At 73.7% G+C, this 24,775-nt stretch carries 20 protein-coding genes; 9 read left to right on the forward strand and 11 right to left on the reverse strand.

The window, feature by feature from the left end; translation table 11 throughout:
• The first annotated feature begins 48 nt into the window (after positions 1-48).
• The 4 genes from Nocox_RS29030 (at position 49) to Nocox_RS29045 (ending at position 2,669) form a co-directional block, all read left to right on the forward strand.
• Positions 49-1,062 (forward strand): phosphotransferase family protein, encoded by a 1,014-nt coding sequence (locus Nocox_RS29030; RefSeq protein WP_026213801.1) that lies wholly within the window; start codon positions 49-51, stop codon positions 1,060-1,062.
• Positions 1,063-1,164: 102 nt separating this feature from the next.
• Positions 1,165-1,425, forward strand: coding sequence for a hypothetical protein (locus Nocox_RS29035; protein WP_020540587.1), 261 nt, complete (start codon positions 1,165-1,167; stop codon positions 1,423-1,425).
• Positions 1,426-1,481: 56 nt separating this feature from the next.
• Positions 1,482-2,333 (forward strand): helix-turn-helix domain-containing protein, encoded by an 852-nt coding sequence (locus Nocox_RS29040; RefSeq protein ID WP_020540588.1) that lies wholly within the window; start codon positions 1,482-1,484, stop codon positions 2,331-2,333.
• 69 nt (positions 2,334-2,402) lie between these two features.
• Positions 2,403-2,669: a hypothetical protein gene (locus Nocox_RS29045; RefSeq protein WP_020540589.1), complete on the forward strand. Its 267-nt coding sequence runs from the start codon at positions 2,403-2,405 to the stop codon at positions 2,667-2,669.
• A gap of 61 nt (positions 2,670-2,730) precedes the next feature.
• Here Nocox_RS29045 and Nocox_RS29050 read toward each other — a convergent pair whose 3' ends face one another.
• The 4 genes from Nocox_RS29050 to Nocox_RS29065 form a co-directional block, all read right to left on the reverse strand.
• Positions 2,731-3,906, reverse strand: a complete 1,176-nt coding sequence (locus tag Nocox_RS29050; RefSeq protein WP_033407902.1) for a bifunctional glycosyltransferase family 2/GtrA family protein — start codon at positions 3,904-3,906, stop codon at positions 2,731-2,733.
• 9 nt (positions 3,907-3,915) lie between these two features.
• Entirely contained in the window at positions 3,916-5,280 is a 1,365-nt protein-coding gene (locus Nocox_RS29055; RefSeq protein ID WP_051112411.1) for a HAMP domain-containing sensor histidine kinase, read from the reverse strand.
• Positions 5,277-5,975, reverse strand: a complete 699-nt coding sequence (locus Nocox_RS29060) for a response regulator transcription factor (protein WP_026213803.1) — start codon at positions 5,973-5,975, stop codon at positions 5,277-5,279. Before Nocox_RS29060 ends, Nocox_RS29055 begins: the two co-directional genes overlap by 4 nt.
• 62 nt (positions 5,976-6,037) lie before the next feature.
• Positions 6,038-7,240 (reverse strand): cytochrome P450, encoded by a 1,203-nt coding sequence (locus Nocox_RS29065; RefSeq protein ID WP_020540593.1) that lies wholly within the window; start codon positions 7,238-7,240, stop codon positions 6,038-6,040.
• Positions 7,241-7,324: 84 nt separating this feature from the next.
• Here Nocox_RS29065 and Nocox_RS29070 point away from each other — a divergent pair, with 84 nt between their 5' ends.
• Positions 7,325-7,885 carry a TetR/AcrR family transcriptional regulator gene (locus Nocox_RS29070; RefSeq protein ID WP_020540594.1) on the forward strand — a complete coding sequence of 187 codons (561 nt, stop codon included), beginning with the start codon at positions 7,325-7,327 and terminating at the stop codon, positions 7,883-7,885.
• Positions 7,886-7,976: 91 nt separating this feature from the next.
• On the opposite strand, the gene Nocox_RS29075 is transcribed toward Nocox_RS29070, so the two are convergent.
• Positions 7,977-9,491: a phytoene desaturase family protein gene (locus Nocox_RS29075; RefSeq protein WP_020540595.1), complete on the reverse strand. Its 1,515-nt coding sequence runs from the start codon at positions 9,489-9,491 to the stop codon at positions 7,977-7,979.
• A 172-nt stretch (positions 9,492-9,663) separates the two neighbouring features.
• Between Nocox_RS29075 and Nocox_RS29080 the strand changes: the two genes are divergently transcribed.
• The 4 genes from Nocox_RS29080 (at position 9,664) to Nocox_RS29095 (ending at position 15,465) form a co-directional block, all read left to right on the forward strand.
• Positions 9,664-10,590: a pseudouridine-5'-phosphate glycosidase gene (locus tag Nocox_RS29080; RefSeq protein WP_020540596.1), complete on the forward strand. Its 927-nt coding sequence runs from the start codon at positions 9,664-9,666 to the stop codon at positions 10,588-10,590.
• A complete protein-coding gene (locus Nocox_RS29085; RefSeq protein ID WP_020540597.1) occupies positions 10,587-11,516 on the forward strand; it encodes a carbohydrate kinase family protein in 930 nt (309 codons plus the stop codon). Before Nocox_RS29080 ends, Nocox_RS29085 begins: the two co-directional genes overlap by 4 nt.
• 82 nt (positions 11,517-11,598) lie before the next feature.
• On the forward strand, positions 11,599-14,019 hold the full coding sequence (locus Nocox_RS29090) for a hypothetical protein (RefSeq protein WP_219495515.1): 2,421 nt from the start codon (positions 11,599-11,601) through the stop codon (positions 14,017-14,019).
• A 240-nt stretch (positions 14,020-14,259) separates the two neighbouring features.
• Positions 14,260-15,465 (forward strand): MFS transporter, encoded by a 1,206-nt coding sequence (locus Nocox_RS29095; protein ID WP_020540598.1) that lies wholly within the window; start codon positions 14,260-14,262, stop codon positions 15,463-15,465.
• A gap of 122 nt (positions 15,466-15,587) precedes the next feature.
• On the opposite strand, the gene Nocox_RS29100 is transcribed toward Nocox_RS29095, so the two are convergent.
• From Nocox_RS29100 to Nocox_RS29125, 6 genes are all read right to left on the reverse strand, one after another.
• Positions 15,588-18,599 carry a helix-turn-helix transcriptional regulator gene (locus tag Nocox_RS29100; RefSeq protein WP_020540599.1) on the reverse strand — a complete coding sequence of 1,004 codons (3,012 nt, stop codon included), beginning with the start codon at positions 18,597-18,599 and terminating at the stop codon, positions 15,588-15,590.
• 49 nt (positions 18,600-18,648) lie between these two features.
• A complete protein-coding gene (locus tag Nocox_RS29105) occupies positions 18,649-19,083 on the reverse strand; it encodes a GNAT family N-acetyltransferase (RefSeq protein WP_020540600.1) in 435 nt (144 codons plus the stop codon).
• A gap of 66 nt (positions 19,084-19,149) precedes the next feature.
• Positions 19,150-20,286, reverse strand: a complete 1,137-nt coding sequence (locus tag Nocox_RS29110; protein WP_020540601.1) for an acyl-CoA dehydrogenase family protein — start codon at positions 20,284-20,286, stop codon at positions 19,150-19,152.
• A 2-nt stretch (positions 20,287-20,288) separates the two neighbouring features.
• Positions 20,289-21,194: a hydroxymethylglutaryl-CoA lyase gene (locus Nocox_RS29115; protein ID WP_020540602.1), complete on the reverse strand. Its 906-nt coding sequence runs from the start codon at positions 21,192-21,194 to the stop codon at positions 20,289-20,291.
• Positions 21,195-23,168, reverse strand: a complete 1,974-nt coding sequence (locus Nocox_RS29120) for an acetyl/propionyl/methylcrotonyl-CoA carboxylase subunit alpha (protein ID WP_211212510.1) — start codon at positions 23,166-23,168, stop codon at positions 21,195-21,197. It lies immediately after the preceding gene.
• 2 nt (positions 23,169-23,170) lie between these two features.
• Positions 23,171-24,724 carry a carboxyl transferase domain-containing protein gene (locus Nocox_RS29125; RefSeq protein WP_246649910.1) on the reverse strand — a complete coding sequence of 518 codons (1,554 nt, stop codon included), beginning with the start codon at positions 24,722-24,724 and terminating at the stop codon, positions 23,171-23,173.
• Positions 24,725-24,775 lie beyond the last annotated feature (51 nt).

Below are 24,775 nucleotides of genomic sequence, written 5' to 3' on the forward strand. Positions count from 1 at the left end.
GGGCTCTCGTAAGGTCCCGCTAGAACATGATTCTGTCGAGGGGTGATCATGACCTCCACGCACATCGACGTCGGCGCGATCGACTTCGACGCGCTCGGCGCGTGGATGGACGCCCAAGGGCTGCCCGGCGGCCCGATCACCGGGGTGGCCCCGGTGGCCGGCGGCACCCAGAACGTCATGGTCCGCCTGGAGCGCGGCGGCCGGTCGTACGTCCTGCGCCGCCCGCCCCTCCACGCCCGCAGCAGGAGCAACGAGGTGCTGCGCCGCGAGGCGCGGGTGCTGACGGCGCTGCGCGGCACGCGCGTGCCCGCGCCGGCGCTCGTGGCCGCCCAGACCGAGCGGGAGCCGGTCTTCTACCTCATGGAGCCGGTGGACGGGTTCAACCCCTCCACGGGACTTCCCGAGCCGCACGCCTCCGATCCGGCGATCCGGCACAGGATGGGCCTGGAGGCCGCCGCCGCGCTGGCCGAGCTGGGCCGGGTCGATCCCGGCCTGCTGCCGGGGTTCGGGCGCCCCGAGGGCTTCCTGGAGCGGCAGGTGCCGCGCTGGCTCAAGGAGCTCGACTCCTACTCCGAGCTCGACGGCTATCCCGGCCCCGACATCCCCGGGCTGCGCGAGACCGCCGACTGGCTGAGCCGCAGGCTGCCCCGCTCGTACACGCCGGGGATCATGCACGGCGACTACCACTTCGCCAACCTCATGTTCGCCTGGGACGGCCCGCGGCTGGCGGCGATCGTTGACTGGGAGATGTGCACGGTCGGCGATCCGCTGCTCGACCTGGGCTGGCTGCTGGCGACCTGGCCGACAGGCAACGCTCACGTGCCGGGTCTTCCCTCGCCCCAGGAGCTGGCGTCCTACTACACGGCGCTGTCCGAGCGCGACCTGTCGGCGGTCGGCTGGTACGCGGTGATGGCCTGCTTCAAGCTCGGCATCGTGCTGGAGGGCACGCACGCGCGGGCCTACGCCGGCAAGGCCCCGAAGGAGACCGGTGACCTGCTGCACGCGATGACGCTGGGTCTTTTCCAGCGGGCCGGGGAGTTCATGGAGGGCGCCCTGGACTGAGCTCACTTCTCAAAAGCACAATTTCCGGAAAAACGATCACAAAGCACTCCCCGAGTCGTACAATTGCGCGCAATTGCACCTTTGCATCGGGGAAGGATCGTCATGCGCATGAGGTTCCTCGGCTCCACTTCGGAGGCCGGCGCCTGTCCCACCCTGTACGAGACCGACCGCGGCACGATCGTGGTCCAGGGCCTCGAGGTCACCGACGCCGAGGCGCTCGCGGATCTCCGCGACGTCCTCGCCGGCGAGACCGCGGTCGAGGTCCCCCGCGAACTCATCACCGAGATCGCCCGCCGGGTCCTCCCCAGCGGGCCGGCAACCGCTTTCCCCACCAGCGGCGGAACACCCTCGGCCACCGCTTGATCACAATTGCGGCGGGCCCTGGCTGATCGGCGCAACCAGGGCTAGCCTCTTGCGGCGTGACGTCGTTTCAGCAGGCGCGGATCGACCTCGGCGGTCAGCTGCGCCAGCTCAGGGAAGCCGCCCACCTGTCGGGCAAGGAGCTGGCCGAGCGGGTGCGCTGGCAGCCGTCCAAGGTCTCCCGCCTGGAGAACGCCAGGCAGACCCCCACCGAGGACGACGTGGTCACGTGGGCGCAGGCGGTCGGCGCCGCCCCCGACACGACGGACGACCTGATCAGCCAGGCCCTCGCGCTCCAGGAGCGGCACGACAGCTGGAAGCAGCGCTACCGCAGCGGCCTCGCCGCGATCCAGGAGGACATGCGCGACCTGGAGGCGCGCACCAAGCTGTTCCGCGCCTTCGAGCCGGGCATCATCATGGGCCTGCTCCAGACCACCGAGTACGCCCGGCACGTCTTCCGCAAGGTCAAGCGCCTCTACAGCGCCGCCGACCAGATCGACGCGGCCGTACGGGTGCGCATGCAGCGCCAGGAGATCCTCTACGACCGGGGCCGCACTTTCCGGTTCGTGGTGCCGGAGTCCGCGCTGCGCACAATGCTGGCCCCGGCCGACGTGATGCGCGGGCAGATCGACCGGCTGCTCGCGGTCAGCACGCTGCCCAACGTCGAGTTCGGCGTGATCCCCGCCGAGACCGAGCTGCCGTCCGCGCCGATCAACGGCTTCTGGATCTACAACGACACCATGGTGGGCGTGGCCACCATGACGAAGGACCTCGTCCTGCGCGAGCCGGATGACATCGCCTTCTACGTGCAGGCTTTCGACGGTTTCGCGAAGGTCGCCGAGTTCGACGAGAGCGGGCGGGAGGTGATGATGCGCATTCTGCACACGTACCGGAAACAAACGCCATTTTAACCGCAGCAATTGCTTGCCTCCCGCCGCAAGATCGTGCAATTCTGGCGCGAGACGTTGCGGAGGTGACGCATGATGCTTGATACGGCGCTCAGCCTCGAGCGGTTCGCCTGGCACGCGGGTCGTCACGCCGACCTGTCCGTCCAGAGCCTGGCCCTGTCCAGCGACCCGGCCTACGTGTCGGTCCGCAACCGCTTCTCCGCCACGCTCGCGGAGACGGTCACCTGCTCCGACGAGGGCGCGTTTGTCACCTCGTGGGGCTACCGGCTCGGCACGACGGACGACGTCGAGTCCGCCGCCGCCCGCCTCGCCTTCCTCCTCGCCGCCCTCCCCGCCTGAGCCGCGGGCCCTTCCGCGGCCCGGCCGGTCAGCCGGCGGCCCGGCGTGCCGGCCGCGAGGTTCATCGCGCGGTCCTCCGCCGGGGGTTGAACACCCACACGCGCAGGAGCAGGAAGCGGACGAGCGTGGCGGCGGCGTTGGCGGCGATGACCGCGGCCACCTCGACGCCGTGCGGGACCCCCGAGGGCAGCAGCGCGAGGGTTCCCGAGGTGAGCGCCAGCCCGACGAGGAAAGCGATCAGCCCCTCGAACTGGTGCCGCAGCGCCCCGGCCGAGCCGGTGACGCCGAAGGTGAAGCGCCGGTTGGCGGCGGTGTTGGCGAGGGCGGTGACCAGCAGCGCGACGGCGTTGGCGGCGAGCGGCGCGATGGCCGGCCGCAGCAGCGAGTAGAGCGCCAGGTACGCCAGGGTGCTGGCCACCCCGACGACCGCGAAGCGGGGAAGCTGGCGGGCCATGCCGCGCGGCAGCTCGGCCCGCTGGATCCGGGGCGGTACGGGGATCCCGGCGGCGCCGGAGAGCGTTTTGCGCGCCACCCTGGCCATCCCGCGCAGGTCGTCCAGGGCGGTGCGCAGGATGTCGACCCGGCTGTCCGGGTCGTCCACCCAGTCGACGGGGACCTCGTGGATGCGCAGCCCGTAGCGTTCGGCCAGCAGCAGCAGCTCGGTGTCGAAGAACCACTCCTCGTCCTCGACACCGGGCAGCAGGGCCTGGGCGACGTCGGTGCGCACGGCCTTGAAGCCGCACTGGGCGTCGGAGAACCCGGCGCCCATCAGCGACCGCAGCAGCAGGTTGTAGGAGCGGGAGATGAACTCCCGCTTCGGTCCCCGCTCGACCCGCGAGGCGCGCGCCAGCCGGGTGCCGATGGCGAGGTCGCTGTGCCCCGACAGCAGCGGCGCGACCAGCGGCAGGAAGGCGTCCAGGTCGGTGGAGAGGTCGACGTCCATGTAGCTGACGACGTCGGCCTCGCTGCGCGACCAGACCAGCCGCAACGCCCGCCCGCGGCCCTTCTCGTCGAGGTGCACGGCGTGGACGTGCGGCAGCTCCTGCGCCAGTTCGGTGGCGATCCGCCAGGTGTCGTCGGTGCTGGCGTTGTCGGCGATCGTGATCCGGAATCCGTAGGGGAAGTTCCTGGTGAGGTACCCGTGGAGGCGGGTGACGCTCGCGCGGAGCGCCCGCTGCTCGTCGTACACGGGGACGACCACCTCGACCAGGCGGGTCCCCACTGCTGTCGTGTCCATGCACCCAGCTCACGATTCGGATCTTTGACCGGACTTATCCGATTCTGAGCCACGAAGGAGAGTTCCGGGAAGGTCCATTGTTGCGACGGCTCCGCCACCGGGCGCGTTCGCCAGGCTCACCTGACCGCCCGCCTCGGCCACGGCCTGGGCCACGATGGCCAGGCCGAGCCCGGATCCGGGCAGGCCACGCGCGGACGGCGAGCGCCAGAACCGTTCGAAGACGTGCGGCAGCTCCTCCTCCGGCAGCCCGGGGCCGTGGTCGCGGACGGTCAGCCGCCCGTTCCGCAGCGACACCTCGACCCCGCTGTCGGGGCTGAACTTGGCCGCGTTGTCGAGCAGGTTGATGACCGCGCGCTCCAGGGAGGCGGCGTTGCCGGCGACGTACCAGGGTTCGAGGTCGGTGACGACCCGCGCGCCGCGCAGCCGGGCGCGCTCCACCGCCGCCGTCACGACCTCGTGGAAGGCCAGCTCGACGTGCGGCTCGTGGTCGTTGTCGCCGCGGGCGAGCTGGAGCAGGTCGGCGACCAGCGTGGACAGCTCGGCGAACTGCGCCTTGACGTTGACCAGCAGCCGCCGCTTGGCGTCGGGGTCGATGCTGCGGCCGGTCTGCTCGCTGCGCAGCAGCAGGTCGATGTTGGTGCGCAGGGTGGTCAGCGGGGTGCGCAGCTCGTGGCCGGCGTCGGCGACGAGCTGTTTCTGGCGTTCGCGCGAGCCGGCCAGGGCGGCGGTCATCGCGTTGAAGGACGACGACAGGCGGGCGATCTCGTCGGTGCCGCGTACGGGGATGCGGGTGTCGAGGTCCTCGGTCTGGGCGATGTGCTCGACCGCCCTGGTCAGCTCGCCCACGGGGCGCAGGGCGGCGCGCGAGACGGCGAGGCCCGCCATGGCCGCGCCGAGCGCGCCCAGCGCGGCGATGCCGCCGAGCCCGACCGCGGCGTAGCGGAGGGTGCGCTCGACGTGCCAGAGCGGCCGGGCCGCCATCACGGCGAGGCCCGGCTCCACGTTGACGGTCACGACGCGCACCCGCTTGCCGTCCGTCGTCACCCCGTTGCGGTAGAGGGGCTCCGGTATGGGCTCCAGCGCCTTGCGGTCGTCCTGGGTGGGCGCGATGGGCCGGCCGAGCGAGCAGGTGGTGCCGTCGGGACGGAGCACCGTGGCCATGCCCTCGAAGTAGGGGCCCTGCGTGCCTTCCGGACGGCACTCGTGGAGCAGGTACTTCACGTCCCCCTGGTTCTCCAGGATGCTCTGGTCCACCTGCGCGAGGACCAGCATCTGGATGATGAACCACGACAGGACCGCGCACAGCACGACGGCGAACGACACCGCGCCCGTCACCAGGAGCGTCAGCCGAGCCCGGAGGCTGCGAGGTCTCACGCGGCGGCCCGCAGGACATAACCCACCCCGCGGACGGTGTGGATGATCCGCGGCTCGCCTCCCGCCTCCGTCTTGCGCCGCAGGTACATGACGTAGACGTCGAGGGAGTTGGAGGTGGGCTCGAAGTCGAAGCCCCACACCTCGCTCAGGATCTGGTCGCGGGTGAGCACCTGGCGCGGGTGCGACAGGAACAGCTCCATGAGCAGGTATTCGGTCCTGGTCAGGTCGAGCCGGCGGTCGCCGCGGGTGACCTCGCGGGTGGCCGGGTCCATGCGCAGGTCGGCGTAGGTCAGCGTGTCACCCTCAGGGCCGCCGGCGCTCAGCGCGCCGCGCCGCAGCAGGGCGCGGACCCTGGCCAGCAGCTCGTCCAGCTCGAACGGCTTGACCAGGTAGTCGTCGGCCCCGGCGTCGAGCCCCGAGACCCGGTCGCCCACCGCGTCGCGGGCGGTGAGCATGAGGACCGGGATGTGGTTGCCCGAGGACCGCAGGCGGCGGCAGGCGGTCAGCCCGTCGAGCCGCGGCATCATGACGTCGAGCAGCACCGCGTCGTAGGAGGCGCGGGCCAGCTCGTCGAGCGCGGCCTGCCCGTCGTTCGCGGTGACGACCTTGTAGCCCTCGAACTCGAGGCTGGACTGGAGCGCCTCGCGCAACGCGGGCTCGTCGTCGACTACCAGCAACCGTGCGGCCTCACTCATGCAGCAAACGCTAAGGGAACATCATGAGAACCCTATGAACGGGTCGTCCTTACGCTCTGGTTTCACCATGTGACGGGCAGGGACGTGAGGCCGAAGACGGCGGCGTCGTACCTGGCGGGCACCTCCTCGTCGCGCACCGTGGCGCGCAGGCCAGGCAGGCGCTCGAACAGCGCGCGCAGGGCGATCTCCAGCTCGGCGCGGGCCAGGTTCTGGCCGAGGCACTGGTGCACGCCGTAGCCGAAGGCCACGTGGTGGCGGGCGCCGCGCCGGACGTCGAAGTCGTCGGGACGCTCGAAGGCCCGCTCGTCGCGGTTGGCGGAGGCGCCGAGGACGAAGATGCCCTCGCCCCTGCGTACGAGCTGCCCGCCGATCTCCTGGTCCTCCGTGGAGACCCGGTCGAAGGCCACCCAGTCGACGACGGAGAGGTAGCGGAGCAGTTCCTCGACCGCCATCGGCCAGCCGTCCGGGTCGGCGCGCAGCGCGGCGAGCTGGCCGGGGTGGCGCAGGAGGGTGAGCACGGCCAGCGGGATCATGTTGGCGGTGGTCTCGTGGCCGGCGACGAGCAGCAAGAAGATCACGCCGACGATCTCGTCGTGGGTGAGCCGGCCGCTGGTGATGACCCGGCCGAGGAGGTCGTCCTCGGGGCCCTTCTCGGCGGCGGTGACGAGCGCGTCGAGGTAGTTCCTGATCTCGGACGCCGCGGCGAGCCGGACCTGCTCGTCGCCGAGCGCGCCGAGCATCGCGCGGGTGCGCGACTGGAAGAACTCGTGGTCGGCGTACGGGACCCCGAGCAGCCGGCAGATGACCAGTGACGGCAGCGGCAGCCCGAAGTCGGCGACGAGCTCGGCCTCCGGTCCCTTGTCCAGCATGTCGTCGATGAGCCGGTCGGCGATGTCCTGGATGCCGGGGCGCAGTTCCCGTACGCGGCGGACCGTGAACTCCGGGATGAGCAGCTTGCGGAAGCGGGTGTGCTCGGGCGGGTCGAGGTCGATGAAGTGCCCGGGGGCGTTCTCGGCCAGGAGCGCCCTGCGCTCCGGGGTGGCCCCGCCGGGGAGGAAGACGTGGTGGGGGTGGCCGGGCGTGGCGGGGCTGGTGCTGATGCCCGTCCCGGACAGGACCCGCTGCGCCTCGGCGTGCCGCGTGACCAGCCACACGGCGCCGCCGGGCAGTTCGGCGCGGACGAGCGGGGCCTGCTCGCGCAGGTCCGCGTACTCGGGGGGCGGCGCGAAGGGGCACCTGCGCTGGACGGGGAAGATCTGAGCCATAGTCTGCTCCCTACAGGCGGGACCGCATTGCTTACTTACATGAAAGTAAGCAATGCGGGAGCGTGCGTCAAGGATAGGAGCGGCATGGCAGGGCGGCGGACGGACACACGAGAGCGGATCCAGCAGGTCGCGCTGGAGCTGTTCGCCGAGCGCGGATACGACAAGACCACGCTGCAGGAGGTCGCCGAACGGCTGGAGATCACCCGGCCGGCGCTCTACTACCACTTCCGGACCAAGGAGGCGATCCTCGCCAGCGTCGTGGAGCGGCTCACCGAGTCGATGGACGAGCTGGTGGCGTGGGCCGGGGAGCAGCCTTCGACGGCCGAGGCCAGGAAGGAGGTCCTGGCGCGCATCTCGGGGCTGCTGGAGGACCAGTGGCGGCCGCTGTTCCGGTTCGCCCAGGTGAACCAGGGCGTGATGCGCGAGCTGCCGGCCGGGGAGCGCATGCAGCAGGGCCTGATCGCGATGATCTCGGTGCTGGCCGCGCCCGGCGACGATCCCGTGCGGGGGTTCGAGGCCCGGCTGGCGGTGCTCGCGGTGGTCCTGGGCAGCGTGCCGTTCCTGTTCGACCTGGAGCTGCCGGACGAGCGGCGCACGGCGGTGGCACTGGAGGTCGCCGGCAAGCTGGTCTCCGGCGGCTACTAGCGGCGGGCCGCGCGGCCGGCGGTGGGGCCGGTGGGCGGGGGCGACCGGCGGCTGGGCGGCGGGCGGCTGGGCGGCGGGCGGCTGGGTGGGGTTACGCGCGGGTGAGCAGGGCCATCGCGGCGTTGTGGCCGCCGATGCCGCTCACGCCGCCGCCCCGCCGGGCGCCCGCGCCGCACATGAGGATGCGCTCGTGCTCGGTCTCGACGCCCCAGCCGCCCCGGCCGTCCTCGTCGTACGGCCAGCTCAGGTCCGTGTGGAAGATGTGGCCGCCGGGCAGTCCGGCCTCCCGCTCCAGGTCCACCGGGCTCTTGGCCTCGACGCACGGGGCGCCGTCGGGCGTCCGGAGCAGGCAGTCCTCGATGGGCTCGGCGAGCACGGCGTCCAGCGAGGCGAAGGTCGCACGCAGGGCCGCCGCGCGCGCCCCCTCCGGGTCCTCGCGGAACAGCCGGGCGGGCATGTGCAGGCCGAACAGCGTCATCGTCTCGGCCCGGCCGCGCAGCTCCGGCCCGAGGATCGACGGGTCGGTGAGCGAGTGGCAGTAGACCTCGGCGGGCGGCAGCTCCGGGATCCGCCCGGCCGCCGCCTGGGCGTGGGCGCGGGCGAGCTGGTCGCGGGTCTCGTTGATGTGGAAGGTGCCGCTGAAGGCCGCGCGTGGGTCCACGGAGGCGTCCTTGAGCCTGGGCAACCGGCTCAGCACCATGTTGACCTTGAGCTGCGCCCCCTCGGGGACGGCCGGCTCGCGGCCGAGCAGCCGGTCGAGCACCGCGGGCGGCAGGTTGACCAGCACGTGGCCGCCGGTCACGGTGTGCTCGCCGCGCTCGTCGGCGAACGTGACCTCCCCGGACGGCGCGATCCCGATGATCTCGGCGCCGGTCCTGATCTCCGCGCCCGCGCGGCGGGCCGCCGCCTCCAGCGCGCCCGAGACCGCGCCCATGCCGCCCACCGGGACGTTCCACTCGCCCGTGCCGTCGCCGATCACGTGGTAGAGGAAGCAGCGGTTGGCGAGCAGGTCGGCGGACGGGTCGGCGAAGGTGCCGATGAGCGCGTCGGTGAGGACGACCCCGCGGACGGTGTCGTCGGCGAAGCGCGCGTCCACGGCGCGGCCGATCGGCTCGGCGAACAGCGCCCGCCACGCCTCCGGCCCGACCAGGCGCTCGATCTCGGCGGGCGGGCGGAGGGGTTCGAGGAGGGTGGGGGCCAGGGTCTCGGCCACCCGCCCGGTCATGGCGTAGAAGTCCTGCCAGGCCTTGTGGTCGCTCTCGCCGCCGGTGACCGCGGCGAAGGAGGCCGCCGTACGGCCGGCGTCCTCGTTGTCGACCAGCAGGCCCGTGCCGCCCACCGGCGTGTAGGAGGCGTAGCGGCGGCGGCGCAGCTCCAGGTCGAGGCCGAGGTCGCGGACGATCCCGGCCGGGAGGAGGCTGACCAGGTAGCTGTAGCGGGACAGCCGTACGTCCACCCCGGGGAAGGCGCGCGTGGAGATCGCCAGGCCGCCCACGTGGTCGTACCGCTCCAGCACCAGCACCCGCCGACCGGCCCGGGCCAGGTAGGCCGCGGCCACCAGCCCGTTGTGCCCGGCTCCCGCCACGATCACGTCATACGCGCCCATCCCCGCACTTTACGTCCCATACCACGCCCCACGTCAACGCCCGGGACGTGTGATCATCGACGGGATGACCGATCACGGGAAGGGCCGTAACCTGCATTGCCGGCGAGCGATGCCGTAAAGTTCGCTCTTCTGCACAAAGCCCCAGGATTTCGCAAGGAGTACGAGACCCACCATGCGCAGCACCGCCGACTCCGTCCTCCAGCCGTCCGACGAGGTAGCCGAGGCCCTGGCCGGCGGCGCCCCGGTCGTGGCGCTGGAGTCCACGATCATCTCCCACGGCCTGCCGCAGCCGCGCAACCTGGAGGTCGCGCGCGAACTGGAGGAGATCGTCCGTGCTGCGGGAGCGGTGCCGGCCACGATCGCCGTGCTCGACGGCGTGCCCCGCATCGGGCTGGACGCGGCCGGGCTTGAGCGCATCGCGACCGAGCCCGGCCTGCGCAAGCTGGGCCAGCGGGACCTTCCCGTGGCCGCCGCGCTCAAGGCGAGCGGCGCGACCACGGTGTCGGCCACGTCGTTCCTCGCCGCGCGGGCCGGGGTGCGGATCTTCGCCACCGGCGGGCTCGGCGGCGTGCACCGGGGCTGGACCGAGGACCAGGACGAGTCGGCCGACCTCGACACGCTCGCCCGTACCCGGATCACCGTCGTCTGCGCGGGCGTGAAGTCGATCCTCGACGTGCCCGCGACGCTCCAGCGCCTGGAGACCCGCGGCGTCAGCGTCGTGGGCTACCGCACCGACGCCTTCCCCGGCTTCTACCTGAACACCTCCGGCCTGCCGATCGACTGGCGGATCGAGTCGCCCGAGGAGGCGGCGGCGATCATGCGCGGCCAGGACTCCCTCGGCGGCCAGGAGACGGCACTGATCGTCGCCAACCCCGTCCCCGTGGACCGGCAGCTCGACCCCGAGCTGCACGACCGCGTGCTGGCCGAGGCGCTGGCCGCCGCCGAGCGCGAGGGCGTCAAGGGCCAGGCGATCACCCCGTTCCTGCTCGGCTACCTGGTCGACGGCACGGGCGGCGCCTCCCTGGAGGCCAACCTCGCCGCCGTGCGCGGCAACGTCGCCCTCGCCGCGAGGATCGCCGTGAGCTGGGCCGACTCATGACCGACCACGGTCTCCTGGTCGTCGGGGACGCGGTCACCGATGTGGTGGCGCTGCACGGTTCCCCCGTCCTGGCGGGCACCGACACCGCGGCCGACATCGTGCTGCGTCCCGGCGGCTCGGGCGCGAACACCGCCGCCTGGGCCGCCCACCTGGGCGCCGACGCCCGGCTGCTGGCCAGGCTGGGCTACGACAGCAGCGACTGGCACGTCGCCGAGCTGGTCAAGGCCGGCGTACGGCCCCAGGTGACCGTGGACCCCGACCACCCCACCGCCGTCGTGATCGCGATGGTGGACCCGAGCGGCGAGCGGTCCATGCTCACCAACCGGGGCGCGGGCGGCCTGATCTCCGAACGCGACTGGGACCCCGCCCTGCTGGAGGGGGTGGCCCGGCTGCACCTGTCCGGGTACGTGCTGTTCGCCCCGCCGGGCCTGGGCCTCGTCAGGGCCGCCCTGGCGGACGCGGCGGCGGCCGGGGTCACCGTCAGCGTGGACCCGGCCTCGACCAAGCCCCTGCGCGACTTCGGCGCCGAACGTTTCATGGCCGAGACCGCCGCGGCCGACCTCGTCATCCCCAATCTCGACGAGGCCCTGCTGCTCTCCGGCGCGCCCACGGCGGAGCGGGCGGCGGAGGCGCTGAGTGAGAAATACGGCACAGCCGTGGTGAAACTGGGCGCCGACGGCGCCCTGGCGGCGGTGAACGGAACCATCACCGCGCGGGTGCCTGGCCTGCCGGGCGAGGTCGTGGACACGACCGGAGCTGGGGACGCCTTCGCCGCCGGGTTTCTCGCCGCCACCTTGCGGGGATGCGGGGAAAGAGCCGCTCTGGAGGAAGGATGTCGTGCGGGTGCCGCATGTGTGGCCCAGGTGGGGGGTCGTCCACGGTACGGTTTGGATCTGAACCGTCTTTACCCTATTCACACTGATTGATAGCTTGCCGCGTAGGCTGCACCATGAGCCACATGCGCAACGGGCAGCACACGCGGCACACTGGGGAGGATAAGGTCCGCCGATGGAAGTCGAGTCATCGATCTGCCTGAGCGACCTAGTCCCAGCTCTGCGCTGGAGCCGGCCACAGCAGGTGGCCGAGGCGCTGGGCGACCCGCGCCTGCCCGCGGGATGGTGGTCCTCCCTCCCCCTCTCCAAGGCGCTCGGCACGGCGGGACTCGACTGGATCTGCGAACGCCTCGGCCGGCTGGCCACCGCCCGCTGGGACCACCTGCCCCTGTGCGACCTGGTGCCCGCCCTGACCGTGCATCCCGTAGACCCGGCGCTGCCCGGCTGGTCCGAGGCCACCCGTACGGCGGTCATCGGCCTCGGCGGCTGGCAGCGATTGCGCCGGCTGTCCCCCAGCGACCTCGGCACCCCGTCCGCCACGCCCGAGGTGGTGGTCGGCGCGGTCCTCCGCGAGATCCTCGGCCGCATCCCGGCCCTCCCCGCCGCCGGCCGGCCCGAGTTGACGCTGCCGGTGCAGCGGGGGGCGGGCGGCGCTGAGGAGTCCAGGAACACCGGCTCCTTCCCCGCCGTGCCTTCGAGCGGCCCCTTCGTCGCCCCCTCCCCCAACGGCCAGAGCGGCCCCTTCGCCGCCCCCGCCGACGACCCGCTCCCCTCCTCCCCCGGCCGGAACGACCCGCTCGCCGCCTCCGCGGGCGGCCAGAGCGGTCCCTTCGCCGCGCAGCCCGGCGGACAGAGCGGGCCGGGCGCCGGGCAGCCAGGCGGGCCGTCCGGCGGGCAGGGCAACGGGCTGCCGCAGCGCCCCGCGGCGGCGTTCCCCGGACGCTCGGGGGAGCCGCAGGCAGGAGGGCACCCCGGCGAGCCGCGCCAGACGGGCTCGTTCCCCGCACAGGGCGGCGACCGCCACACGGGCTCCTTCCCGGCCGTACCCGGCGAACAGCGTCATACAGGGTCCTTCCCGGCCGTACCCGGGGAGCCGCGCCAGACGGGGTCGTTCCCGGCCGTACCCGGGGAGCCGCGCCAGACGGGGTCGTTCCCGGCCGTACCCGGGGAGCCGCGCCAGACGGGGTCGTTCCCGGCGCAGAGCGGCGCGTTCGCCGCCCAGCCGCAGAACGGCGCCCTGCCCCAGCGCCAGACCCCCGGCCAGCCGCCTCAGCCCGGCCAATCGCCGCAGCCCGGACAACAGGCCCAGCAGAGCCAGCCGGGCCAGCCTTCTCAGGCGCCCGGTCAGCCTTCTCAGCTGCCCGGTCAGCCTGGCCAGGCGTCGGCCGGTCAGCCCGGCGCGGCCGACCGCCTGCCGCAGCGCCCCGCGGCCCGGCAGCCGGGCCGCGAGGAGACCGGCTCCTTCCCCGCCGTCCCGGGCGTCCCCGGCGCGGCCCCGGCGAAGACCGGCGGCGCCGCATCGTCCCCGGTGCCGTTCGACACCGACCACGCCATGGTCCGCGTCGTCGACAACCTCTTCCGCGGCCTGGACAAGCTGGAGCTGGCCGTGGCCGTGCACCGGCTGTTCGCCGAGGACCCGATCAGCCTCCGCACGCTCGCCCACAAGCTGCTGGTCGAGCGAGAAGCCCTCTCCCACGCGCAGCGCACGGCCGAGGAGCGGGTGCTGACCTGGCTACGCTCCTCGGAGTCCGCGCCGGTGACCGGGCACATGTTCCGCCTGACCGAGTGGCTGGGCGCGGCGGCCACCGAGGAGCAGCTGATCGGCGCCGACCCGGCCCACCCGGTGATGGTGCCCTCGCTGCGCACCCCGCTCTGGCGGGTGCTGGTCACCCTCATGCCCGACCGCCGTCTCCAGGACGGCTGGCTCGTGGTGGGCGACATCCACGGCCTCCAGGCCCGTACGCGCCGGCTCCTGGCCACGGCCCTGCCGGACGCCGACATGGTGGAGCTCATGGCCGAGCTGGGCATCCGCGCCCATTCCGCCAAGGCATGGCTGGAGGCCCTGCCGCCGGAGTCCGCCGACCCGATGGCCTCGGCGCCGTCCCCGTCCCAGCCCCTCCCCCGCCGCACACCGGGCGCGAACGGCCACCACCACCGCGGCGGCCAGCCGATCCCGGCCGCCACGAGCGGCTCGATCGACCCGTCGGCCGCGCTCGCCACGCTGTCGGCGCTGTCCGGCGGCCGGTCCGGCATGCTGCCGGCCGGCCTGGCGGGCGCCCCGGCGACGCCGCCCCCGCCGCTGCCGAGCCCGTCCTCCGACCCGCGCCGCTGGCAGCGCATCGAGGTCACGCCCGAGCACCTGCGCGGCGGCCCCGTGCCGGTCCCCGAGGGGTACGCCGCCCAGCTCGGCATGCGCCCCGGCACGCTGCTGTCGGTCACCGGCCCCGGCGACAACGCGATCGTCCTCGTCTGGCAGGGCCACCAGCCGGTCTTCGACTCGCTCCAGCCGGTGCTCATGCGCCTGAACGCCCGCCCCGGCGACCAGGTGTACGTGACAGTGGACGGCTACCGCCTGGAGGCCCAGCTGACCGGCTGAGCCCCACGCTCATCCACACGAACGGCCCCGCCGGCCGAGGAGCCCGGCGGATGCGATCCTCGGCGACGAAAACGCCTCCGCTGAGCCGGCGGCGCACCTGAACACGCGGCCATCCGAGCTGCCACCGCCGATCCAGGGAACTGCCGGCGTCGCGGTTCCGGCCACCGTCTTGATCGCCACATCCGACGCGACGATGCTCGAACCCGGACGAGCATGTACGGAACGACGCGAAGGAGATCCATGGACGCCGGGACGACCGCCGAAACCTCGGCCCAGCCACGCACCCCCTGGGGCACGATCGCCGTCGTCTACCTCGGAGGGGTCGTCGCGGCCATGAGCCTCGGCAAGTTCGCCCCCGTCGGGCCGGCCGTGGCGGCCGAACTCGGGCTGTCGCTGGCGCAACTGGGCTGGGTCATCTCCACGGTGGTCGGCGTCGGAGCCGCCGTCGGCCTGCTCGCCGGCTACCTGATCCGCCGCTTCGGCGCCGAGCGGTCGCTGGTCGCCGGGCTCGTCCTGACGGCGGTGGCGAGCGCGGCGGGGGCGGTCGCGAGCGGCTACGCCTGGCTGCTGACCGCCCGGGGCGTCGAAGGCGTCGGATACCTGCTGGTCACCATCGCCTGCCCCGCGCTGATCGTCCGGCTGGCCAGGGAACGCGACCGCGGGACCGCGCTGTCCGTCTGGGCCACGTTCGTCGCGGTGGGCCTGGGCGCCAGCACGCTCGCCGGGGGCGCGATCGGCACGGCGATCGGCTGGCGCGGCTGGATCGGCGTCCTCGCCGGGCTGACGCTCGTGATGGCGCTCGTCGTACGGGTGCGCCTGCCGCGCGGCTCCGCCCGGCACCAGGAGACCGGGCCCGTGCCCCGCGTGCGGGCGCTGGCCTGGCCCGGCCTGCTGGCCGCGGCCTTCTGCCTGGCCGTGCTCGTGACCATCCCCGTGCTCGTCCTGCTGCCCACGCTCCTGGTCGAGCGGTACGGCCACTCGGCCGCCTCCGCGGGCGCGGTCACCGCCGTGATCTCGCTGCTCAGCGCGCTCGGCGGGGTCACCGTCGGGGTGCTGCTGCGCCGGGGCACGCCGGTCGGCGTCCTGGCGCTGGCCGGGCTGCTCACGCTGCCCGCCGCCTGGCTCATGTTCGGCGGCCACGGCTCGTCGCCGGCCGCGCTGACCGGGGCGGGCGTCATCTCGATCGAGAACGGCTTTCTCGGCGCCCTCGTCATCGCCGCCCTGCCGCTGGTGCTGGAGCGGCTCGACCACGCCGACGTCGGCAACGGCGTCGTCGCCCAGGCGGGCAGCATCGGCTCCCTCCTCGGCCCGCCGCTGTTCGGCCTGGTGGCCGAAGGACTCGACCTGCAGGCGCTGGTGCCGGTCATCGCCGTGGGGATCGTGATCTCCGTCGGCGTACTCCTGCTGGTCGGCCGCAGAACCACCCGGCCACTGCCCGCCGGCTGACCCCGGCAGCGGGGTCGCCGGCCCTTTGGACGGCTTCGCCGGCGGGCAAGGCGGGCACGTCAGAGCGGGTCGGTCGGAGCGGGTCCGACCAAAACAGGGCAGGGCCGGTCAGGGCGGGACGGTCAGGGGAGGTCGTCGAAGAGGTGCAGGCGGTGGGCGGTGGCGGCGGCCTCGCCTCTGCCGGCGACGCCGAGCTTGGCCAGGATGTTGGAGACGTGCACGCTCACCGTCTTCACCGAGATGACCAGCGTCTCGGCGATCTCGCGGTTGCTGCGGCCGTTCGTCACCTCGCGCAGCACCTCCAGCTCGCGCGCCGTCAGGCCGAGCGGCGGCCCGTCGCCTGCGGGCTCGTCGGCCGCGCCAACCCCGGCACCGCCACCGCCACCGATGCGGGCCCGGCGGCGGACGGCTTCGAGCTGCTCCAGCAGCGGCGCGGCGCCGAGCCGGGCGGCCAGCTCGCGGGCCCGCTCCAGCCGGGCCGCCGCCTCCTGCCGGTCGCCCGCCGCGAGCAGCGCCTGCGCCCACCACAGCTGGGCGCGGGCCTCCATGTAGGGCTGCCCGAGATCGACCCAGGCGCCGGCCGCGGCCTCCCACGCCTTAACCCGCCACCCGGCCCGCGCCGCCACGTCGCCAACCGACGGTTCCGCACCGGAGGCGGCCGGCTCTGGTCCCATCAGTGCCTCGAAGGTGAGCCGTTGCGCCTCCTGCAGCGCGCCCTCCGTGCCGATCCGCCGGGCCACCTCACGCAGGCGGGGCAGCGCGGCCGCCGCCTGCTCCGCCACGGAGGCCCGCTCGATGGACATCCTGCCGCCGGCCGCGCCGGCCGCGACGCCGGTCAGGAGACGGGCGAAGGTCACCAGGAGCTGCCACACGTAACGCGGGCTGGAGATCAGGTCGCGCTCGGCCAGCGCCTCGGTCACCTCCCGCACCGCCTCGGCGACCTGGCCGCGCGCCTCCAGCAGCCGCACCTTCCGCCGCAGGTGCGGCAGCAGCGTCTGGTCGCGGTGGGCGCCCCGCGACAGCACCCCGCGCGAGACGTCGAGCAGGTGCTCGGCCCGGTCGAGCTGCCCGCGCGCGAGCGCGATGTCGGTGGCGAACCCCTGCAGGCTCGCCCGGTAGGGGGCGGGCGGCGTGAGGTCGAGGGCCTGCTCGATGACCTCCAGCGCCTCGTCCCACCGCCCGAGCGAGACCAGCGGCTCGGCGAGGTTGATCGTGAGGAACGTGCCGGAGGTGCGCGCCAGGCCGTACTGGGCGGAGTCGTCGATGCCCGCGCGGGCGACCTCGGCGGCCCGCTCGTGCCATCCCGCGCCCTCCAGCGCGTCGGACTCGGAGATCGCGCAGCGCATGAGCGCGTTGTAGGCGTCGGCGGCGGCGGCGATGCGGCGCGCCTCGGCGAACGCCTCCATCTGCGCCTCGACCTCGTGGAAGCGGTAGCGCGCCCAGGTGGCGGTGATCAGGGAGTTGGCCTCGACGTTGGCGTCGCCGACCGCGCGGGCGATCTCGCGGGCGATCTCGGCGGTGGCGATCTTCTCGTCCTCGTCCTCGGGCCTGAAGAGCATGCGGGACAGGCTCTCCAGCACCTGGGCGCGCAGCCGCGTGGGGGGCTCGGCGGGCACCAGGGAGGCGGCGCGGCGCAGGTCGTCGAGGTTGCCGGGGCGGCCCAGGTCGTAGCGGGTCAGGCCGCGCTGGCGCAGGACGACGGCGGTGCGCACCGGATCGGTCTCGGGGTCGAGCTCGGCCAGGAGGGCGCCCGCCAGGGCGATGCTGCGTTCGTACTCGCCGGCCAGGTGGGCGACCACGGTGGTCTGCCGCAGCACGTCGAGCCGGTCGGCGCCGATCCGCCCCGCGGCGTCGGGCACCTGGTCCCACAGCTCCAGGACGCGGGAGAGCATGCGGAGCTGCTCGCCGTAGGCGGTGGAGGTGCGCGCGGCGGCGGCCGCCCGCCAGGCGCTGACCAGCGCCCACGTGGAGTCGTGGGCGGCGTGCCAGTGGTGGGCCAGCTCGATCGCACCGCGCGGGGCGGGCAGGATCGACAGGTCGCGTTCCAGCGCCTCGGCGTAGCGGGTGTGCAGGCGGGTGTGCTCGCCCGGCAGCAGGTCGTCGTGGAGCGCCTCGCGGATGAGCGCGTGCCGGAAGCTGTAGCCCTCGCCGTCGACCACGAGCACGTTGCCGGCGACGGCCGGGCGCAGCGCACGGGACAGGGCGGTGTCGTCGAGCCCGGCGACGGCCGACAGCAGGTCGTGCTCGATGCGCTGGCCGCCCGCGCTGGCCACCCGCAGCAGCTCCTGCGTCTCCTCCGGCAGCCGCTCGACGCGGGCGAGCAGCAGGTCGCGCAGCGACTCGGGCAGGTCGCCCCGGCCGCCGCCCTCGCTCAGCAGCGCCTCGACGAACAGCGGGTTTCCCTCGCTGCGGGCGTAGATGAGGTCCATGTCGGCGGTCGCCGGCCGGCGCTCCAGGATGCTGGCCGCCTGTGCGACGGCCTCCCTGCGGGTCAGCCTCCGCAGCTCGACCCGGGTGACCCACTCCACCCGGCCCAGCTCGGCCAGCATGGGCCGCAGCGGGTGGGTGCGGTGGAGCTCGTCGCTGCGGTAGGTGACCACGAGCAGCAGCCGCCCGGCGGTGCGCTGGTAGCGGACCAGGAACGACAGCAGGTCGCGGGTGGAGCGGTCGGCCCAGTGGGCGTCCTCGATGACGAGCGCGACCGGGCGCTCCTCGGCCAGCCGCTCCAGCAGCCCGAGCACCAGCTCGAACAGGCGCGCGCGGGCCTCGGCGCCCTCCCTGCCCGGCTCGCCGAACTCGGGCAGCAGCCGGGCCAGCCCGCCCGTCGCGCCGCCGGGCACGAGCGCCGCGACGCCGTCGCGGCCGAGCCGCCGCACGAGCCCGCGCAGCACGGCGGTGAACGGCGCGAACGGCAGGCCCTCGGTGCCCAGCTCCAGGCAGCCGCCGACGAGCACGAGAGCGTCGTCGGCGCGGTCGGCGAACTCGACCAGCAGCCGGGTCTTGCCGACCCCGGCCTCGCCGCCCACCAGCACGGTGGCGGGCACGCCGGCGCGCGCCTCGGCGAGCGCGTCGCGGAGGACGGCGAGCTCGCGGACACGCCCGACGAACAGCGGGCTGACGGCATGAACGGTCACGTACGCAAGGATGCCACCGCACCCCGACAGATCCGCGCGCTGATCGCGCTCAGCGCAGCACCTTGCGGAAGAACGTGGCCGAAGCCTCGTAGCCGAGCGCGTGGTAGAACTCCGGCGCCCGCCGGGTGGCCATGGCGACGTAGCGGGCGCCGCGCGAGCGGGCCCACTGTTCGAACTCCTCCAGCAGCGTCCGCCCGATGCCCTGACGGCGCGAGCCCGGCTGGACCATGGCCTCCTCGACCCAGGCGACCGGCCCGTTGGCGAACAGCGTGAGGTGCGTGAAGCCCAGCAGATAGCCGCGGACCCTGCCTTCCGCGACGGCCACGAGCAGCAGGGCGGAGTCGTTCGCCAGCAGCTCGGGGAGGGCGGCGTCGAAGGCGTCGCGCTCGGGCCGGAACGTCAGCCCGAAGTCGCGGGCCAGCGCGAACACCTCGTCCGCGTCCGCCTTCTCCGCCCTCCTGATGAGAAGATCGTCAGCCGTCATGACCCTTGACAGTAGATCCTTCCGCGCCGGTGGCGCAAACATGGAAGCCCTCGCGGGCCGGGAACCTCACAGGTCGGCCAGGCCGAGCTGGCGGGCGATGAGCATCCGCTGGACCTCGCTGGTGCCCTCGCCGATCTCCAGGATCTTGGCGTCGCGGTAGAAGCGGCCGACGGGGAACTCGTTCATGAAGCCGTAGCCGCCGAACACCTGGGTGGCGTCGCGGGCGTTGTCCATGGCGGCGTTGGAGGAGACCAGCTTGGCGATCGCGGCCTCCTTCTTGAACGGCGCCCCGGCCAGCATGCGCTCGGCCGCGTGGTAGTAGGCCAGGCGGGCGGTGTGGGCGCGGGCCTCCATGTCGGCGACCTTGAACTGGATGGCCTGGTAGTGGCCGATCGGGTTGCCGAAGGCGCGGCGCTCCCTGACGTACTTGAGGCACTCGTCCACGCAGCCCTGGGCGAGGCCCACGCTGAGGGCGGCGATCGCGATGCGGCCCTCGTCCAGGGTCTGGAGGAACTGGGCGTAGCCGCGGCCGCGCTCGCCGAGCAGGTTGGCCGCGGGTACGCGGCAGTCGGAGAAGGACAGCTCGCGGGTGTCGGAGGCGTTCCAGCCGACCTTGGAGTACTTCTTCGACACGGTGAAGCCGGGCGTCCCCGCCGGTACGAGGATCGTGGAGATCTCCCGCTCGCCGGTGAGCGCGGCCACGCCGACGACGCTGGTGATGTCGGTCCCGGAGTTGGTGATGAACGCCTTCGACCCGTTGATCACCCACTCGTCGCCGTCGAGCACGGCGGTGGTGCGCATGCCGCCGGGCACGTCGGTGCCGCCGCCCGGCTCGGTCAGGCCGAACGCGCCCAGCTCCGCGCCGGAGGCGAGCCGGGGCAGCCAGTGGGCGCGCTGCTCGCCGGTGCCGAAGCGGTAGATCGGCATCGCGCCGAGCGAGACGGCCGCCTCCAGGGTGATCGCCACGCTGGAGTCCACCCGGGCCAGCTCCTCCAGGGCCAGGCAGAGGGCGAAGTAGTCGCCGCCCATGCCGCCGTACTCCTCGGGGAAGGGCAGGCCGAACAGGCCCATCGCGGCCATCTGGCGCACGATGTCGTACGGGAACTCCTCGCGCTCGTAGTAGTCGCCGATCACGGGGGCCACCACGTCACGGGCGAACGCCTCGACCGTCTTGCGCAGTTCTTCGTACTCGTCCTTGAGCATGGTCAGCCTTTCGCGAGCGCCTGTACGACGCGGGATGGGCTGGGCCGGCCGAGCAGCCCGGCCAGCCAGGTGCTGGTGGCGACGAGCTTGCCCAGGTCGAGCCCGGTGTCGATGCCGAGTCCGCGCAGCATCCAGACGAGGTCCTCGGTGGCGAGGTTGCCCGTCGCGGACTCGGCGTAGGGGCAGCCGCCGATGCCGCCGGTGGAGGCGTCCACGGTGGTCACGCCGGCGCGGAGGGCGGCCAGGGTGTTGCCGAGCGCCTGGCCGTAGGTGTCGTGGAAGTGCACGGCCAGCCGTTCAGGGGAGCGGAACGCCTTGATCAGCGCGGTGACGTGGCCCGGGGTGCCGACGCCGGTGGTGTCGCCGAGCGACAGCTCGTAGCAGCCGAGCCCGAGCAGCCGCTCGCCCACCCGGACGACCTGCGCGATCGGGGTCGGCCCCTCCCAGGGGTCGCCGAAGCACATCGACACGTACGCGCGCACCCGCATCCCGTTGTCGAGCGCCCTGGCGACGACCGGCTCGAACATCTCGAACTGGCTCTCCAGGCTGCGGTTGAGGTTCTTGGCGGCGAACGTCTCGGTGGCGCTGGCGAAGACGGCGATCTCGTCGACGCCGCGGTCGAGCGCCCGGTCCAGGCCGCGCTCGTTCGGCACCAGCACCGGGTAGCGGACACCCGGCCTGCGGTGCAGCCGGGCCAGCAGCTCGTCGGCGTCGGCGAGCTGCGGCACCCACTTGGGGTGGACGAAGCTCGTCGCCTCGATGACCCTGTGGCCGGCGTCCGCGAGGCGGTCGATGAACTCGGCCTTCACCTCGACGGGCACGACCGCGGCCTCGTTCTGGAGCCCGTCGCGCGGGCCGACCTCGTAGACGGTGACCTGCTTGGGAAGACCGTCCATGGGATGCGGCATCTAAGCCTCCTCAGGAGTCACGACGGCGAGGACGGCGTCCATGTCGACCGGCTGGCCGGGCTGGACCGGCAGCTCGGCGAGCACGCCGGCGCAGGGGGCGGTGACGGCGTGCTCCATCTTCATGGCCTCGACGACGACCAGCGGCTGCCCGGCGCTCACCCGGTCGCCCGGCTGCGCCTTGAGGACGAGGACGGTGCCCGGCATCGGGCTGCGTACGACGCCGTCGCCGGAGGCGGCGGCACCGGGGCGGTCGCCGGGGTCGCCGATCAGGTGGCGGGTGAACGCCCACGCCCGGCCGTCGCGGCCGAGCCAGAGCGTGTCGCCGTCGCGGGCGCACAGGTAGCGGGTGGTCCCGCCGTCCAGCGTGACGGCCACCTCCTGGCCGTCCGCGCGCAGGCGGGCGGGCGCCGGGCGCTCGTCGAGCAGCACCTCGGCCGACTCGGCGGGCAGGCCGCGGACGCGTACCTCGTGGACGCCGTCCCTGGACGCCAGCCGCCAGGTCGTCCAGGCCCGCTCGCCGACCCGCCAGCCGTCGGTGACCTCCCACGGGTCGTCGCCCTGCGGCAGCGCGTGGAAGACCAGCCCGGCGGCGGCGAGCACGTCGGCGGGGGCTGCGGCGTCGGTGACCAGCTCGGGCAGCGCCCGCTCGACCAGGCCGGTGTCCAGCTCGCCCGCGCGGACGGCCGGGTGGGCGGCCAGGGCGCGCAGGAACGGCACGTTGGTGACGACGCCGAGCACGGCGGTGCCGGCGAGCGCGCGGTCGAGGGCGCGCAGCGCGCCCTTCCTGTCCGGCGCCCAGGCGACCACCTTGGAGAGCATGGGGTCGAACTCGCTGCCGACGACCCCGCCCTCGGCCAGCCCCGAGTCCGTACGGACCAGCGGGCCGGCGCCGGCCGTTTGGGCGGCGGGGCCGGGGACGCCCGGCTCGCGGAGCAGCAGGACGCGCCCGCCCGTCGGCAGGAAGCCGCGCGAGGGGTCCTCGGCGTAGACGCGGGCCTCGACGGCGTGCCCGCTCAGCCGCACGTCGTCCTGGCCGAACGGCAGCGGCTCGCCGGCCGCCACCCGGAGCTGCAGCTCCACGAGGTCGAGGCCGGTCACCAGCTCGGTGACGGGGTGCTCGACCTGGAGGCGGGTGTTCATCTCCATGAAGTGGTAGGCGCCGGTGGCCCCGTCCACGATGAACTCGACGGTGCCCGCGCCGACGTAGCCGACCGCCCGCGCCGCCTCCACGGCGGCCGCGCCCATGCGGGCCCGCAGCTCGGGGGTGACGAACGGCGACGGCGCCTCCTCGATGACCTTCTGGTGCCTGCGCTGCAGGCTGCACTCGCGCTCGCCCAGGTGCACCGCGCCGCCGAGGGAGTCGGCCAGGACCTGGATCTCGATGTGGCGGGGGCTGTCGACGTAGCGCTCGATGAGCAGCGTGGCGTCGCCGAACGCGGCCCGCGCGGTCCGCCGCGCCGACGCCAGCGCGTCGGGCAGCTCCGCGGCCGAGCGCACCAGCACCATGCCCTTGCCGCCGCCGCCCGCGGACGGCTTGATCAGGGCGGGGAACTCCCGCCACTCCTCCAGGACGTCGCCCGGCTCGGCCCCGCCCGGCACCACAGGCACCCCGGCGGCCGACACCGTGGCCTTGGCCCGGATCTTGTCGCCCATGGCGTCGATGGCCTCGGCCGGCGGCCCGACGAACGCGGCCCCCGCGGCGGCGCAGGCCCGCGCGAACGCGGCGTTCTCGGCGAGGAACCCGTAGCCGGGGTGCACGGCCTGCGCCCCGGACGCGAGCGCCGCCCCCGCGATCGCCTCGGCGTCCAGGTAGCTCGGCACCTCCAGGGCGAGGTCCGCCTCGCGTACGTGCCGGGCCCCGGCGTCGGACGGCGTGTGCACGGCCACCGCCGTGACGCCGAGCCGGCGCAGCGTGCGGGCGATCCGCACGGCGATCTCGCCCCGGTTGGCGATGAGAACACGGTCGAAGATCATGATCACATCCGGAAGACGCCGTATCCGGCGGGTTCGAGCGGGGCGTTGGCCGCCGCGGACAGCGCCAGGCCGAGGACGGTGCGGGTGTCGAGCGGGTCGATCACGCCGTCGTCCCACAGCCTGGCCGTGGAGTAGTACGGGTTGCCCTGGTGCTCGTACTGGGCCCTGATGGCGTCGGCGTCGGCGGTGCCGACGGTGGTGAGGACGTTCGCGGCCTGCTCGCCGCCCATCACGGAGATGCGGGCGTTGGGCCACATCCACAGGAAGCGCGGCGCGTACGCCCGGCCCGCCATCGCGTAGTTGCCCGCCCCGAAGGACCCGCCGATGACCACGGTGAACTTGGGCACCCGCGCGCAGGAGACGGCCGTGACCATCTTCGCGCCGTGCTTGGCGATGCCGCCCGCCTCGTACGCCTTGCCGACCATGAAGCCGCTGATGTTCTGCAGGAAGACCAGGGGGATGCGGCGCTGGTCGCACAGCTCGATGAAGTGGGCGCCCTTCATGGCCGACTCGCTGAACAGGATGCCGTTGTTGGCCACGATGCCGACCGGGTGGCCGTGCAGGTGGGCGAAGCCGGTGACGAGGGTGTGGCCGTACTCGGCCTTGAACTCCAGGAAGCGCGAGCCGTCCACGATCCTCGCGATGACCTCGCGCACGTCGTAGGGCCGGCGGGTGTCGGCCGGGACGACGCCGTACAGGTCGCGCGGGTCGTGGCGGGGCGGCTCGGGCGCGATCACCGGCCAGGGCCGCCCGGCGCGCGGGGCGAGCGTGGAGACGATGTCGCGGACGATGGCGAGGGCGTGCGCGTCGTCCTCGGCGAGGTGGTCGGTGACGCCGCTGACCCGGGCGTGCAGGTCGCCGCCGCCCAGCTCCTCGGCCGTGACCTCCTCGCCGGTGGCCGCCTTCACCAGCGGCGGGCCGCCCAGGAAGATCGTGCCCTGGCCGCGGACGATGACCGCCTCGTCGCTCATCGCGGGGACGTACGCGCCGCCCGCCGTGCACGAGCCGAGCACGGCGGCGATCTGCGGGATGCCGCGGGCCGACATGGTCGCCTGGTTGTAGAAGATGCGGCCGAAGTGGTCGCGGTCGGGGAACACCTCGTCCTGCCGGGGCAGGAACGCGCCGCCGGAGTCCACGAGGTAGACGCAGGGCAGGTGGTTGTGCAGGGCCACCTCCTGCGCGCGCAGGTGCTTCTTGACGGTCATCGGGTAGTAGGTGCCGCCCTTGACCGTGGCGTCGTTGGCGACGATCACGCACTCGCGGCCCGAGACCCGGCCGACGCCCGTGATGATCCCGGCCGCGGGCGCCTCGTCGTCGTAGAGGCCGTTCGCGGCCAGCGGCGACAGCTCCAGGAAGCGGGAGCCGGGGTCCAGCAGCCCGTCCACGCGGTCGCGCGGCAGCAGCTTGCCGCGTTCGACGTGCCGCCGCCGCGACCGCTCGGGGCCGCCGAGCGCGGCGGCGGCGAGGCGGTCGAGCAGGTCGGCGGACAGGCGCTCGTTGACCTCGGCGTTGTGCTTGTACGCCTCCCCCGCCGGGTCGGCGGCCGAGCCCAGCACCGGCCATTCGCTGCTCATGCGTCCCCTCCCATGGCTCGAATGTTAGCGAGC

The organism is Nonomuraea coxensis DSM 45129 (genome assembly GCF_019397265.1).
Classification (GTDB): domain Bacteria; phylum Actinomycetota; class Actinomycetes; order Streptosporangiales; family Streptosporangiaceae; genus Nonomuraea; species Nonomuraea coxensis.